Annotated in this window: 11 protein-coding genes, 1 tRNA gene and 1 rRNA gene; 4 read left to right on the forward strand and 9 right to left on the reverse strand. The window is 59.8% G+C overall.

Translation table 11 applies throughout. The features are described 5' to 3' along the window. The first annotated feature begins 74 nt into the window (after positions 1-74). Positions 75-581 carry a regulatory protein RecX gene (locus tag HBN54_RS08090; RefSeq protein ID WP_168672670.1) on the forward strand — a complete coding sequence of 169 codons (507 nt, stop codon included), beginning with the start codon at positions 75-77 and terminating at the stop codon, positions 579-581. Between the two features lie 126 nt (positions 582-707). Here HBN54_RS08090 and HBN54_RS08095 read toward each other — a convergent pair whose 3' ends face one another. Next, positions 708-1,340 carry a DUF4230 domain-containing protein gene (locus tag HBN54_RS08095; RefSeq protein WP_235955425.1) on the reverse strand — a complete coding sequence of 211 codons (633 nt, stop codon included), beginning with the start codon at positions 1,338-1,340 and terminating at the stop codon, positions 708-710. A 91-nt stretch (positions 1,341-1,431) separates the two neighbouring features. Here HBN54_RS08095 and HBN54_RS08100 point away from each other — a divergent pair, with 91 nt between their 5' ends. Continuing rightward, positions 1,432-2,682, forward strand: coding sequence for a hypothetical protein (locus tag HBN54_RS08100; protein ID WP_168672671.1), 1,251 nt, complete (start codon positions 1,432-1,434; stop codon positions 2,680-2,682). Here HBN54_RS08100 and HBN54_RS08105 read toward each other — a convergent pair. The 3 genes from HBN54_RS08105 to HBN54_RS08115 all read right to left on the reverse strand — a co-directional run bounded on the left by HBN54_RS08105 (position 2,679) and on the right by HBN54_RS08115 (position 6,851). Further along, positions 2,679-3,599 (reverse strand): 1-aminocyclopropane-1-carboxylate deaminase/D-cysteine desulfhydrase, encoded by a 921-nt coding sequence (locus tag HBN54_RS08105; RefSeq protein ID WP_168672672.1) that lies wholly within the window; start codon positions 3,597-3,599, stop codon positions 2,679-2,681. The two genes, HBN54_RS08100 and HBN54_RS08105, sit on opposite strands and share 4 nt — an antisense overlap. A gap of 84 nt (positions 3,600-3,683) precedes the next feature. Further along, complete coding sequence (locus HBN54_RS08110) at positions 3,684-6,224, reverse strand: YfhO family protein (RefSeq protein ID WP_168672673.1); 2,541 nt, start codon at positions 6,222-6,224, stop codon at positions 3,684-3,686. 126 nt (positions 6,225-6,350) lie between these two features. After that, positions 6,351-6,851, reverse strand: a complete 501-nt coding sequence (locus HBN54_RS08115) for a DUF4834 family protein (protein ID WP_168672674.1) — start codon at positions 6,849-6,851, stop codon at positions 6,351-6,353. Positions 6,852-6,921: 70 nt separating this feature from the next. Between HBN54_RS08115 and HBN54_RS08120 the strand changes: the two genes are divergently transcribed. Further along, positions 6,922-6,997, forward strand: a tRNA-Thr gene (locus tag HBN54_RS08120). Positions 6,998-7,067: 70 nt separating this feature from the next. On the opposite strand, the gene HBN54_RS08125 is transcribed toward HBN54_RS08120, so the two are convergent. Genes HBN54_RS08125 through HBN54_RS08135 form a run of 3 tightly spaced genes read right to left on the reverse strand, consistent with a single transcriptional unit; the run spans position 7,068 to position 9,069 of the window. Next, positions 7,068-7,853 carry a geranylgeranylglyceryl/heptaprenylglyceryl phosphate synthase gene (locus HBN54_RS08125; RefSeq protein WP_168672675.1) on the reverse strand — a complete coding sequence of 262 codons (786 nt, stop codon included), beginning with the start codon at positions 7,851-7,853 and terminating at the stop codon, positions 7,068-7,070. Next, positions 7,825-8,679 carry a hypothetical protein gene (locus HBN54_RS08130; protein ID WP_168672676.1) on the reverse strand — a complete coding sequence of 285 codons (855 nt, stop codon included), beginning with the start codon at positions 8,677-8,679 and terminating at the stop codon, positions 7,825-7,827. Before HBN54_RS08130 ends, HBN54_RS08125 begins: the two co-directional genes overlap by 29 nt. Before the next feature lie 12 nt (positions 8,680-8,691). Further along, on the reverse strand, positions 8,692-9,069 hold the full coding sequence (locus HBN54_RS08135; protein ID WP_168672677.1) for a phage holin family protein: 378 nt from the start codon (positions 9,067-9,069) through the stop codon (positions 8,692-8,694). Positions 9,070-9,216: 147 nt separating this feature from the next. On the opposite strand from HBN54_RS08135, the gene HBN54_RS08140 reads away from it, so the two are divergent. Further along, the gene (locus tag HBN54_RS08140; protein WP_168672678.1) at positions 9,217-10,356 is read left to right on the forward strand and encodes a DnaJ domain-containing protein; all 1,140 of its coding nucleotides are present in this window, start codon (positions 9,217-9,219) and stop codon (positions 10,354-10,356) included. An 82-nt stretch (positions 10,357-10,438) separates the two neighbouring features. Here the strand turns inward: HBN54_RS08140 and HBN54_RS08145 are convergent, their stop codons facing one another. Both HBN54_RS08145 and rrf read right to left on the reverse strand, forming a co-directional pair. Further along, positions 10,439-11,011 carry a fasciclin domain-containing protein gene (locus HBN54_RS08145; protein ID WP_168672679.1) on the reverse strand — a complete coding sequence of 191 codons (573 nt, stop codon included), beginning with the start codon at positions 11,009-11,011 and terminating at the stop codon, positions 10,439-10,441. 200 nt (positions 11,012-11,211) lie between these two features. After that, positions 11,212-11,301 (reverse strand): 5S ribosomal RNA (gene rrf, locus HBN54_RS24175); the annotation flags it as partial.

The following is an 11,301-nucleotide window of genomic DNA, read 5'->3' on the forward strand; positions in this document are numbered from 1 at the left end:
ATCCGTACCGGAATTGGTAACGAACCGCCCGGCGCGTTGTTTTCCATTACTTGCCGCCCGAAACCCTGCCCCTCATGTTCAAAAATTCCGATAAAGCCCCCAAACAGTACACGCCCGGCGAGGCCCTGCAAAAAATCGCCGCCTTCTGCGCCTACCAGGAGCGCAACCAGAAAGAAGTCGAGCAAAAGCTAAAGTCCTACGGCCTCGACGAGGACGAAGCCGGCGAAATCATCATCCGCCTGAGCCGCGAAAAGCTGCTGGACGAGGAGCGGTTTGCCCAGTCGTTCGTGCGCGGCCACTACCGGAACAAGAAGTGGGGCCGCCGCCGCATCACACAAGAGCTGAAGCAGAAAGGCATCAGCGAATACTGCATCAAATCGGGCCTTAAGGAAATCGACAGCGAAGAATACTACCAGAACCTGGTGGACTTAATGGAGAAAAAGGACCGCCAGGAAAAAGAGAAAAACCCACGCGTGCGCCGCATGAAAATCTCGCAGTATCTCACCGGCAAAGGCTACGAGCAGGACCTGATAAAAATGGCCCTCGATGACCTGGGCAAAGCCCCGGAGGACGAGGAGTAGCATAGAGCGCTCCGAAACGGTCATGCCGAGCGCAGCCGAGGCATCTCGCGTGCCGCCACTAACTCATTCTATCAATTGAGTTACTACTCCATGCGAGATGCCTCGGCTGCGCTCGGCATGACCGTTCTACTGTTTCGGCCCCACTCTTGGCATCACCAATTTCTGCCCGATTATCACCCGCCGCCCGGTAAGCGTGCGCAGCATGGGCACCAGAATCTGCTCGGCGTTGCGCTGCGTCTGGGCCAGAATGCCGGACTGCAGAGCGGCGTTACGCACCTGCTTTTCGGCGTATTTGTAGCCCTGGTCCACCAAGTCGGCATCCTGAAAAAAGCCGTTCTCGGTGCTGAATACGCGGCTTTGGTTGTGGTTCACCTGGAAGGAGCATAGCTCCGGCGCGGGCAGCACCACGCGCACAATGGAGTCGCCCTCGAACACGACATCCTGCGGGCGAATCTTGCGCAAGTCGAGGCAGCCCACGGCTTCGCCGCCCACCACGAGGGCCACTTTGGCATCGGGCAGCAGCGGGTAACGGCTGGCGCGGCGGTACTCCACAATGTCCTTAAACTTGTAGCGCACCAGCTCCAGCTTGCCCAGGGCCTCTACCTGAGTGAGGACCGTGTTGTGCGTGACGGTGACTTTGGGCTCCGTATTCAGCGGGTTGAGGTCGGCGAGGGTGGGGCCTATTTTCTTCCAGAGAAACCAGCCGAGGGCAAACAGAAACAACAGGGGCAGGAGGCGACGAATGAGGCGGGGCAGCATAGGTGTTAGCGTTAGTATCTACTTGTACGAGCGAATTGCCAAAAGCTACTGCTTATCCAGGGTTGTGGCAGCCACAGTGTAGCTTTGGCCGGTGACTCTTTCTTCCTCTCCCCTCGCCCCGGGCCTTGGCCCACGCCTATGGCGCGGGCACGGCTGGCTGTTGCTGGCCCTCTGGCTGATGGTGCAAGTGGCTTTCCTGCTGCGCTATCACGGCCCGCACTACGCCAACGACAGTGCCCGCTACCTCGAATACGCCGCCAACCTGGCCGAGCACGGCTACTACAAAATTGAACCGGGCACGGCCCCCACGACCATTGCCAACAACGGCATCGGCAATTTTCAGTACGAGCACAACCAGCGCTACATCTTATACCCGTGGTTCCAAAGCGTGTGGCTGCGGCTGCACGCGGGGTGGTGGGGCATTGTACTAGGGCAGCTGGCTATTTCGGGCGTAGCCGCCAGGGCCCTGTACCAGGCAGTGCGGCAGCTACTGGCCGGCCGGCGCGGTGCGGCCGCGCTGGCAACTGGCTTGTTCATTCTGTGGCCCGACGTGCAGCAGTTCAACAGCTACCTGCTCACCGAATCATTATTCATCAGCTTATCAGTCCTCTCCTTCTGGGCTTTTGTGCAAGTGCGCAATGGGGGCTGGAGAGCCTGGGCTACGCTCATCCTGCTGTTGTTGCTCACGGCCCTGGTACGCCCCAATGGCTTTGTGGTAACCGGCGCAGCCGTGCTGGCCGGGCTGGCCTCGCTCTACAGCCAGCGCCGCCGGATATTCTGGCTGGTAGTGGCCGGAGCAGTGCTGGCTACCCCATTGGCAGTATGGTGGCTTAATTATCAGCTGGTCAGCTTTTTTATCGTCGAAACGTATTTGCGCGGCGAGTTGATGTTTGCTACGCCAGTGTGGGCTATTCATCCCAGCACTCCACTGGTCCTGCCGCCCCCCGGCCTGGGCCAAATGTCGCGGGTGCTCCACTTTGCGGCCCACAACCCGGGCTTCCTGGCCCGCCTGATGGCCGGCAAGCTACTGGTATTCTTCAGCAGTGTGAAGCCATATTATTCGCTGGCGCATAAGCTTATCAGCATACTGGTGCTCTGGCCGCTGTACTACCTGGCGTTTCGCGGAGCCCGCCAGGCGCGGGTATGGCTGCCGGCCCGGGCCTTTCTGGTAGGGGTGCCGTTGCTACAGGCCGGCGTTGTCATGCTCACGGTCGATGACTACGACGTGCGCTTCCTGGCCCCGGTGCTGCCCTTCATTTTCGTACTGGCCGCGCTGGAGCTACAGCGGCTTTGGCCTGCAAGAACAGTAGCCAAATCCGGTTCGCTGCTGGCCCGGCCCTAGCCTCTCGCTTCAAACCGCTCTTCCCAGCCCGCCCAGGCCTGCTGCCCGCCGGTGTGAATGGCCACCACCGTACTACCCCGCCGGAAATAGCCTTTCCCCACCAAGTCCAGCACGCCAAACAGCAGCTTGCCGGTATAAATCGGGTCGAGCAGCACCCCATGCCGCACCTTAATCTGCTGAATAAACGCCAGCAGCTCGGCCGAATACTTGGCATAGCCGCCGAAATGATACTCGGTTTGAAGCGAATAATTACCGAAGGTCTGGCCAGCCGTCGCCTGGGTCAACGCATCAATTTCAGCACGCAGGAATTCGCCTTTTTTCAGGGCAGCCACGCCCACGGCGTGCCGCTGGCCGGCCAGGCCGGTGAGCAGGCCCGCCAGGGTACCGCCGGTACCAACGGCCACGGCCAGCGCATCAAAATCAATCTGCTGCCGAATCTCGGCCACCAGCTCGGCGCAGCCGGGCAGGGCCAGGTCATTAGTGCCACCCTCGGGCAGCACATAGGCTGGGCCAAATCGGGCCAATTGCTCCGCAATGAACGCCGGCTCGGCCCGGCGGCGGTAAGCTGCGCGGTCAAGGTAGTGCAGGGCCATACCATCGGCAGCGGCCCGGACCAGCGTGGGGTTGAGCATAGACCCCGCCACCGGCTCCTCGCCCCGAATCAGGCCAATGGTGCGGAAGCCCAGCAGCCGGCCGGCCGCCGCCACGGCCGCAATGTGGTTGGAATACGCCCCACCGAAAGTAAGCAGCGTGTGGTGGCCCTGCGCACGGGCCGCCGCTAGGTTATACTTGAGCTTGCGGGCCTTGTTGCCGGGCAGGTCCGGGTTCACCAGGTCGTCGCGCCACAGCAGCAGGCGCACCCCGTGGGCGTTGGCTACCGGCTCATCGAGCAGCTGAAGAAGGGATGTATGCAGCATTGGGGCGGCGGTAAAACGAGAAAGGGGACCGAGGAAACAACCGTTTCCCCCATCCCCTTCCCCTGATTTTGCATAAAGCAGCAGCTACGCCAGCACCGGCGCGTCGTTCAGCAGCTCGTCGCCGCTGCGCTCGCGGCGGCGGGCTACATACACGCCCGTGCCCACCAGCACCAGCAGCAGCGCAATACTGGCCACCAACGACACGGTATTGCCCACGGCATAGGATTTGGGCTCAAACTTGAACTCGATGGTATGCGCGCCGGCCGGCACCTGCAGGGCCCGCAGCACGTAATCGGCCCGAATGTGCGGCACCGGCTTGCCATCGATAAACGCCTGCCAGCCATCGGCATAATAGATTTCTGAGAACACCACCAGGCCGGCCTGCGTGGCATTGTAGCGGTATTTCAGCTCATCGGGGCTGTAGTTGGTAAGAGCGATATTGGAGCCGGCAATGTCGTAGGTCGCGGCTTTTTGCTGCGGAAATTTGCTGGCGTCCACTACCGCTTCGGTGGCCGGGCTAATGGTGCTGAGGGCGGCCATTTCGGCGTCGGGGCTGGCCACGGGCTTCACCTCGCTCACGAACCAGGCGTTGCCCAGCGCACCTGGGTTGCGCTGCACCGGCTGCTTGGCATCGCCGGTAATCAGGTAGCGCATGTTCAGCATGTTGAGCACCTGCTGGTTATTATTCGAAATCTGGCGCTCAATCAAGTCTTGGTAGCGGCGCAGCTTGGCCCCATGGTAGCCGCCAATGCTCTTGTGGAAGTAAGAGGTCTGGGCTTCGTTAAAGGGATTTTGCACATTGAGCACACGGTAGCTCAGGTCCTTATCCTGCAAAATCAGCTGGTCGGCCGGGCTGGGCTGGAATTCCTCAGCTATGGTTTCGCGCTGGAATTTATTGTCGCCGAGGTAACGCTTATCCACGCCCCACAAGTCCACCAGCACCAGCACCACCATAATGGCCGCTGCTGGCATCACCTTCAACTGTCCTTTCAAATGGAAGTACAGCACGCCCAGCGCCGCCCCAATAAAGAGCAGCCCGCGCCACACGTCGTTGCGGAGCAAATCGGCGCGGTCAGCGCGCAGCGCACCCAGCAGCTGCGGCGTGAAGCCCTGCTTGGTCAGTTCCCCATCCACGGGCGCGGCAAAATCGAAGCTGAAACTGGCCAGATAAGCCAGCACGCACAGCCCGGCCGCAATAGCACCGGCATACAGCACCTTGGGCAGCAGGGCCGAAGCCTCGGCCGAAAGCGGCACTTTGGTGCCCGGCAGCGTGGGCGCAGCAGCCAGCCGGGGCCGCAGAATTCGGCTCAGCGCCAGCGCGCCCAGAATGGGCATGGCCAGCTGCGCAATCACCAGCGCCATGCTCACGGCCCGGAACTTGTTGTAGCCGGGCAGCAGGTCGAAAATCAGGTAGTTAAATGTTTCAAAATTCTTACCCCATGCCAGTAGAATGGACAGCACCGTGCCCGCCAGCAGCCAGTAGCGCGTGCGCTTCTCCACCACAAACAGGCCCAGAATAAACAGAAAGCATACCACCGCGCCCATGTACACCGGCCCGGCCGTGTAGCTCTGCTGGCCCCAGTAAGTCGGCATCGAACCCAGATATTCCTGCGGCAGGCCGGCTTTGGCAAGGTTAGAATCGGTGCCGAGCGGCATGGAGCTGGCCCCGCCGTAGAAGTTGGGAATCAGCAAAGTGATGGTTTCGCCCACGCCATAGCTGTACTGAAACGCGTAATCGCGGTCCACACCCGAGCCGGCGTCCTCCGGGTTGGCGGCCGGTGCCTGGCCGGGCGCCGTCGGCGCGGCCGACTTCAACTCGCTTGGGCCCCGGTTGCTGTATTTGCTATACTCGGCGGTGGTGTAAAGGCGGCCGAAGCTCACACCCACGGCCAGCGCCGCACCCAGCGCCAGCAGGGCCGTGCGCTTGGCAAACTCGGGCAGGCGGCCCGCCCGAACGGCCGAAACCAACTCGATAATGCCGAAAATAGCCACCAGCAGCAGCAGGTAGTACGTAATCTGAAGGTGGTTGACGTGCACGTTCAACGTGAGGCCCACGGCAAAAAGCGCGGCTCCCAGCCACTTGTCGCGGCGATACGTCACGAGCAGGCCGCCCAGCACCAGCGGCGCGTAGGCCAGCGCCAGACTCTTGGTGTTGTGGCCAGCAGCCAGAATGGCCAGGTTGTAGCTCGAAAAGCCCAGCGCCACCGCGCCCGCCACCGCAATGAGCGGCCGCACGCCCAGCGCCACCAGCAAAATGTAGCCGCAAAGCAGCGCCAGAAACAGGTTGGCCACCACGGCAGGCAGGCCCAGCGTCATGGCCTTCTGCAAATACCCCGACCAGTCGCCCGGAAAGTGCAGGCTGATAAGGTACGTAGGCATGCCCGAGAACATGGAATTGGTCCACAAGGCCTCTTTGCCCATCACCTTGGCATACTCCTGCGCCTCGTGTGCGCCCCCTTGGAACTGGGTGATGTCGTGCTGAGCCAGGGTTTTGCCATCGAACATGATGGGCGCGAAATACGCGCAGGCCAGCACCACGAAAAACAATACCGCCAGCACGTGCGGCACAGCCCGCTGCCACCACGGCGCGGACGAAACAGAAGGAGCAGAAGCAACAGCAGCCATCAGGGCAATTTTGGGGAAAATGAAAACGTGCCCGAAGGTACAGTAGAACCGCCCGTAGCCGCTAACGTCCCGGAGTCAATCCCTAAACCCCAAGGTCATCCCAATCTTCCTGAAATTGGCCTTACTCTACTTTACTTCCTCAAAATCAATATATTCCCCGCCCTTAAAGTCGTGCGGCTGCTTGCCCTGTTCTGTCACGGGCGGCACATAGTCCACCCGTACTTCGCCGGGCTGGGCACTAGGGCCGCTATCTGGCCGTGCCTGGGGTGGCACTGCAAAGCCCCCGTTGCGCATCTGCTTGCGCACAAAGCCGCTCAGCGCCAGCCGCAGCACAATGGGCAGCAGGTAACGAACCGCGAAAAAAATCAGAATGAATATGAGCCAAAATTTCATATAGCTGGAAACGTAAACGCCGCCACAAAGTACGGTCAGCGCCTGCTGACGTGCACCCGGCGCTTTTGCTTTACCTGAAACGGCCCGCTCCGGCTTATCGGTTCCGCAGCGCGCGGGTAATGGCACCAGCCAGGCCAGCGTTAGATGAGCGCAGTAATTTCGGAGAGAAGCAGGAAAGACTATTTCCCAATGCAGACGCACAGCTCCGGGTCCGGCTGCTAAATTTTTATCCAATTGTGGTTGCGTGGCGTCCGGCCAATTGCCTATCTTTGCAGCCCCATCCAAAACCGTTGGTTGGCAACAAGCCGCTTTAGCTCAGCTGGTAGAGCAGCTCATTCGTAATGAGCAGGTCGTTGGTTCGAGTCCAATAAGCGGCTCCAAATAAAAAGGCCCTGAACCGTAATCGGTTTCAGGGCCTTTTTATTTGGAGCCAAGCCGTCCGCCGCGCAGTTATTGGAAAACGCGCTGCGAAGCCGCCACTTGGTTGAACGAGGCGACCACGCCCACTGCCTCGGCCAAAAATTCCGGTTTGTCTTCAATATGGTTGCCCACCACCACCACGTCGGCCCCGGCCGCCAGTGCTGCATACAATTTCTCGCCCGAGTTCAGCCCGCCACCCACAATCAGGGGCGCACTCACGGCTTCACGCACGGCCGCAATCATCGCACCCGATACCGGATTTTCAGCCCCGCTCCCACCATCGAGGTACATTAGCTTCAGCCCCAGCTGCTCGCCAGCCAGTGCCGTGCAGGCCGCAATACCCGGCTTATTATACGGCATAGGTGCGGTACCACTCATGTAGGAAGCCGTGGTGGGCCGACCCGAATCGACCAGCATGTAGCCCGTCGACAGCAGTTGCAAGCCGCTGGCCTTGAGGCGCGGCGCGGCCACAACGTGCTGGCCAATCAAAAAATCAGGGTTGCGGCCCGAGATGAGCGAGAGCAGCAGCAATCCATCGGCTGGGCCATCGAGGTGCATGCTGTGACTGGGAAACAGCAGCACCGGCACATCAGAATGGGCCTTGATTAACGTGATAAGGGCAGCTTGGTGCGAACTTATCACCAGGCTGCCCCCCACAAAAAAGTAATCGACTGGATGCGTCTCACTCAGGCTGAGCAGGTGCAGCAGGCTGGTTTCATCCAGGTTGTCCGGGTCGAGCAATACGGCCAGCGCTTTGCGGCCATGCTGCTGCCGGGCACGCAGCGCATCATAAAGACTTAGAGGGGTTGGACGCATCCGAGGAATCAGAAGGAGCAGACGAGGCGACGGGAGAAGCCCCCGTTTCGGCCGTGCCGTAGCCGGGAGAAGTCGCAAGGTCGGCATTTTTGTCCGCCGGGAAAAACTCGCCCACTTTTTTCGTCACCATAGCCAAAGCCACAGCCGCCGCCTGCGCTACCAATACCTTGCCGGTATCGGACTGCAGAAAAGCCTGAAATACCGAGCCCACTAGGCGCGAACGGGAATTTTTAGCGCGGCCAGCCGGTGCGGGCTCATCGAAAGCTTGCGAGGCAGGCAGCCGACGGCTGTCGTCGTAAGGCAAATCCTGAAAAGGGTCTTCCTCAAACTCCTCATCCGCGTAAGTCGAACCCGCTGCAAAGGGAGCGGTAGCAGTCGTCTCCGACAAATTCTCATCCGGATGCGGAGCCGTGGAGCCAAAGCCCAGGTCATCGGCTTCGTGGGCGTGCTGCTGGTATTCCACAAAAGACCGGGCCGATTCTTCAGCCGATTTGTGCGCCAGGTTATCGCCTTTTTTGCCCTTCTTGTTCTTCTTGCCTTTGCTGTTAGAATAAGAATCAGCCCCGAACTCGTAGTCGAGGTCAGCCTCATCATGGTCGGCCACATGCTTCTGCTGAGCACGCTTGCGCTTCTTGCCACCAATCAGCTTCGTGATGAGCCATACGCCACCGGCCAGGCCAGCACCTACCAGCGCCACTTTACCCACCACCACCGATTGCTCCTTGATGTGGTCCACATCGCCACGCAGGGCGCGCTCATACTCCAGTTTTTTGCGCTCGAGAAATTCTTTTTCCTCGTCGAACAGGGGGTTTTGCAACTCACTCATAAGAAGGTCGGCTTAGGCTTGGCGTTTATCAGATTTGTAAATGGTGTCCTTGAGCACCTTGTTGGCAATGCCCTGAAAGGCCGTTTTATCAACGCCCACCAGCACCAGTACCATCAGCACCAGGTAGAAGCCGGCCACGATGCCAAAGCCCCAGTAAGGACTATTTAGCGCGGAATTGAGCGCCAGCCCGGCAAATATGCTCACAAAAATGACAAACAACAACCCCAGAATGGCTAGGGTAGCGCCATGAATAGTACCCACAAAAATAGTGGATACCTTTTGTTGAATTTCTAGCCGAACCAGGTCAATGCGGGTATCTAGGTAGCCCGTCAGGTTACCAATCAAGCTGTCGTTGCGAGGGGTTTTGGAAGTATCGTCGTCGTTAAACATGCGGCGCGAAAAAGGGGTGACACAAGAAAAAACAAGCCCAGCTGTTTCGTTGATTTAACAAGAAAAAAAGCATCGGACCGTGCCGGTTCTACGGAAAATTTCGGCGCGTGGCTGACTTTTGCACCCACCTTTGTGTTTGCCGTTAGCGTGAGTCAAAATCATTACCAAGTTCTTGGAGTTGCCCCCACCGCCCCGGCCGCCGATATCAAGCGTGCCTACCGGCAGCTGGTAGTGCGCTACCACCCCGATAAGCACGGCGGCGATGTGCGCTACGAGGAGCAGTTTAAAGCCGTTGCCGTGGCCTATGGCATCCTCGGCGACCCTGGCCGACGGGCCTCCTACGACTTCCAGTTAACCCAGGCAGCCCGCCGCGCCGCCGAAGCCCAGCGCCAGCAGCAGCAGCGGCCCGTGTCGCAGCACGTCTACGGCGTGCCCATGCCTCCCCCCGCTCCGCTCCGCACCCGCCCCCCCGCCGGCAGCCGCGAGCGGCACTACCAGCGCATTCCCCACCAGCGCCCTTCCTTCAATCGGCGCGACTGGCTTTTCACCCTGCTTTTCATCGCGGGCATTGTGCTGTTTGCCATGGCTGTAAAAGTGACCATGGACCGCGTCTCCGCAACCAGCAACTACGCTGATGGGCTGCGGGCCTATGTGCGCGGCGATTGGTCGGCAGCATCCAGCTACCTGGACGAAACACTGCACTTCCGCCCCGACTACGCGCCCGCCCTGCGACGGCGCGGCGAGTTGGCGCGTTTTCACCTCCACGATGCCCGTGCCGCCCGCGCCGACTTCCAGGCCGCACTCCAGCAGCCCCAATCCCGCCGCCTCACCGCCGACCTGCTCTACCAGTTGGGCCGCTGCGAGGCCACCCTCGGACGCGCCCGCACCGCCGACTTCAATTACACCCGCTCCCTAGCCCTCGACAGCACTCGCAGCACCGCCTACCTCGCCCGGGGCGAAACCCGCCTCCTCGACCTGCACCAGCCAGCCCTGGCCGTAGCCGATTTCACCACTGGCCTGAGCCAATACCAACGCGCCGGGCGCAAAGCCCCCTGGCATTACATCCAGCTGCGTGGCGTGGCCTTCGCCGCCCTCGCCCGCTACCCCGAAGCCCGTTCCGACTACTTCCGAGTGCTCCAGGCCAATCCCACCGATGGCCGCACCCACTTCCTGCTCGGCAAGCTGGCTGCTCACACCAACGATTCCACCGCCGCCTGCGAGTTCTATCGCCGCGCGCTGCAGCTGGGTTACGAATACGCCCGAACTGCTCAGGCCGCCTGCCGTTAGCCCCACCCCCACTACGCAAACAACCGCCGCCAGCCAAAGCCAGCGGCGGTTGCCGAAGTTGCATTCAAAAGCTCAGGGAGCCTTACTGGGGCATCAGCACCGTGTTCACTACGTGGATAACGCCGTTGCTCTGCATCACGTCTGCGATAGTCACAGTCGACATGCCGCCTTTCTCGTCCTTCAGCTCGATGGTTTTACCTTTAATCATCGCCGTAAGGGTGCCACCGCTCACCGTCTTCAGCGTAGCCTTGCCACCACCAGCCTTGATGGCTTTCTTCAGGTCAGCGGCAGTCATACGGCCAGCCACAACGTGGTAGGTCAGGATTTTGGTCAGTGTAGCCTTGTTCTCAGGCTTCACCAGCGTTTCTACCGTGCCAGCAGGAAGTTTGTTGAAGGCCTCGTTGGTAGGAGCAAATACGGTGAAAGGACCAGCGCTGCTCAGCGTTTCCACCAAGCCTGCAGCTTTCACAGCGGCCACCAGCGTCGTGTGGTCTTTCGAGTTAACTGCATTTTCCACGATGTTTTTCGTGGGGTACATAGCCGCGCCACCTACCATTACGGTACCGGGCATTTTATTAGCTTGGGCCGAAACATTGGTAACAGCAGCAGCGCTGAGGAAAGTAACCAAAGCAAGGGAGAACAAAGACTTTTTCATCGGTATAAAGAAATGGTTAGTTTTTTTGATTGATGCATCACCTACGCCATTCCTTCGCCCAGCGGATTGCACCGCCGACAAGTTTTACTAGAAAAATCGTCCAACGATGACAGTATCAGTCAGCACTTCTTAAAGAAAGCCCAGACAGCAAAAATCCTCTTGGTTGCTGGTGAAAGCATCCAAGAGGATTTCCTGTGTAAGGTTGGCGGCGACCGACTCTCCCACCGGTGAAGGCAGTACCATAGGCGCACCGGGGCTTAACGACTCTGTTCGGAATGGGAAGAGGTGAA

Source organism: Hymenobacter artigasi, from assembly GCF_012275535.1.
GTDB lineage: Bacteria > Bacteroidota > Bacteroidia > Cytophagales > Hymenobacteraceae > Hymenobacter > Hymenobacter artigasi.

Bases quoted from the DNA above. Each gene is read 5' to 3' on its own strand.
- HBN54_RS08090 (WP_168672670.1), top strand. From the start codon at position 75: ATGTTCAAAAATTCCGATAAAGCCCCCAAACAGTACACGCCCGGCGAG.
- HBN54_RS08095 (WP_235955425.1), bottom strand. From the start codon at position 1,340: ATGCTGCCCCGCCTCATTCGTCGCCTCCTGCCCCTGTTGTTTCTGTTT.
- HBN54_RS08105 (WP_168672672.1), bottom strand. From the start codon at position 3,599: ATGCTGCATACATCCCTTCTTCAGCTGCTCGATGAGCCGGTAGCCAAC.
- HBN54_RS08110 (WP_168672673.1), bottom strand. From the start codon at position 6,224: ATGGCTGCTGTTGCTTCTGCTCCTTCTGTTTCGTCCGCGCCGTGGTGG.
- HBN54_RS08125 (WP_168672675.1), bottom strand. From the start codon at position 7,853: ATGCGTCCAACCCCTCTAAGTCTTTATGATGCGCTGCGTGCCCGGCAG.
- HBN54_RS08130 (WP_168672676.1), bottom strand. From the start codon at position 8,679: ATGAGTGAGTTGCAAAACCCCCTGTTCGACGAGGAAAAAGAATTTCTC.
- HBN54_RS08135 (WP_168672677.1), bottom strand. From the start codon at position 9,069: ATGTTTAACGACGACGATACTTCCAAAACCCCTCGCAACGACAGCTTG.
- HBN54_RS08145 (WP_168672679.1), bottom strand. From the start codon at position 11,011: ATGAAAAAGTCTTTGTTCTCCCTTGCTTTGGTTACTTTCCTCAGCGCT.